Origin of the sequence: Azohydromonas aeria, from assembly GCF_009760915.1 — a bacterium.
In the GTDB taxonomy this organism is placed as follows: Bacteria; Pseudomonadota; Gammaproteobacteria; order Burkholderiales; family Burkholderiaceae_C; genus Azohydromonas; species Azohydromonas aeria.
Map to the genome: position 1 here is coordinate 1 of NZ_VIDQ01000185.1, position 1,791 is coordinate 1,791.

Genomic DNA, 1,791 nt, shown 5'->3' on the forward strand with positions numbered 1-1,791 from the left:
TCGCCCCGCGGAGTCGTCCGCCCCTGGCGCATCGGCGTGGCCAGGTCGCCCAGGTTGAGCTGGCTGGCCGCGTGGTCGCTGGCGAGCTGCGCGCTGAAGCCCCGCGGGCTGTCGTTGAAGCGCAGCTGCTGCCCGCGGCTGCCGCCGAGCTCGCGCGTGACGATGCCGCTCAAGCCGTGGTTGTGCGGCAGGCCGATCAGGCCGTCGAAGCGCGGCGCCACGTTGCTGGCGTGGTGGCGGCTGCCCAGGATCACCGGGCGCGACGGGTCGCCCATCTCGAAGCCGATGCTCACCTCCATGCCCGGGCGCAGCGGGAACACCACGCCGAAGCCCGAGCCGCACCACAGCCCGTTGACGCGCACCCAGGCGCCGTCGCCGGCGTTGCCGTTGGTGCCCGCGCCGCCGGCGTGCGCGTGGTCCTCGGCATCCAGGCCGTGGAACTGCACCTTCACGCGCCCCAGCTCGTCGCACCACACCGGCACGCCCTCCACGCCCATGACGCTGGCCGTCATCAGCGGCAGCGCGGGCAGGTCGAGCGACGGGTCCCACGGCGGCGCCCAGGGCGCGTCGCGCGCCACGGCCGCGAAGCGGTTGACGTAGCGCTCGTCGGCGTCCATGAGTGGCACGCCCGATGGGCCGTCTTGCCCCGCGGAGGCGTCCAGCAGCGCCTGCGCGCGCGCATCGAGTTCCTTGGGCAGGTTGCCGCGCGCCCAGTGCTCCAGCCGGACGCTGACGAACTCGCCGCGGCGCGGGTCCCGAAGCGCGGCCGCGTCGATGGCGGCATGGCCCTCGATGCGGTTGTATTCGCCCACGGCCTGGTCGCGCAGCGTGCCCGCGCCGTGCAGGCACTGCGCGCTGCCCGCATGGCGGCGCAGCGCCACGCGCGCCAGGCGGTCGAGGTCGTCCAGGTCGTTGCCGGCATGCGGCAGCACGATGCGCGCGTCGCGCAGCGCCCCGGCCAGCGTGGTGTCGTCGAGGCGCTGCTCCTGCAGCGAAACGTCCACCCGCGCGCGCTCGTGGTCCCAGCTGGCCCAGCGCACGCTGCCCGGCGCCAGCGTGTGCGTGGGCGCCAGCAGGGCGATGCCATCGCGCTGCTCGGTGCCGCGGCTGTGGTGAAAGCGCACCGGCCCGGCGGCGTTGGCCGGCAGGTGCCGCAGGTCGTCGAAGAGCACCAGTTCCTGGCGCGGCGTGCCGTCCTCGCCGTCCGCCCCCGGGCGGATGAACCAGCCGATGCCCTCGCGCGCCAGCAGAGCGCGCAGGAAGGCCGCGTCGCTCTGGTGCAGCTGCAGCGTGCAGGCGCGCCGCGGATAGCGCACCTCGTCGATGGCCAGCAGCTGCCACTCGAAGCAGCGCGCCAGCGCGGGAAAGCGCGTGCGCCAGCCCGAGAGCACCGTGCGCGCGATGTCGAGGGCGCTCTGGTCGAGGAAGACGCGGTTGCCGCGCCGCTGCGCCATCACGGCCATGACGTCCTGCGCGGTGAGCTGCACGGCGGTGAGCCCGCCGTCGCCCTGGCCCAGCCGCGCCTGCGTGACCACGGCGCAGAAGCGCCGCAGCCCGCCGCGGTCGGTGACGAGCTGCGCTTCCAGCGGCACGCCCACAAGCGCGGCCACGTCCAGGCCGGGGCACGGCGTCAGGCAGGTGAGCCGGGCGGTCAGCCCTTCGCACAGCCCCTCGCTGACGTGCAGCCGCTGCGGCAGCAGCACGTCGTCCAGGTGCTCACCCACGCGTCGCGCGAAGCGCAGCCGGATCGGGCGGCGGTCCTGGTCCAGCCACAGGGACAGCGCATCGCCG

Annotated in this window: 1 protein-coding gene; it reads right to left on the reverse strand. The window is 75.2% G+C overall.

Annotated elements, in window-relative coordinates:
- Positions 1-1,791 (reverse strand): type VI secretion system Vgr family protein (locus FJ694_RS36355; RefSeq protein WP_157272377.1); only part of this gene is annotated, 1,791 nt, incomplete at both ends.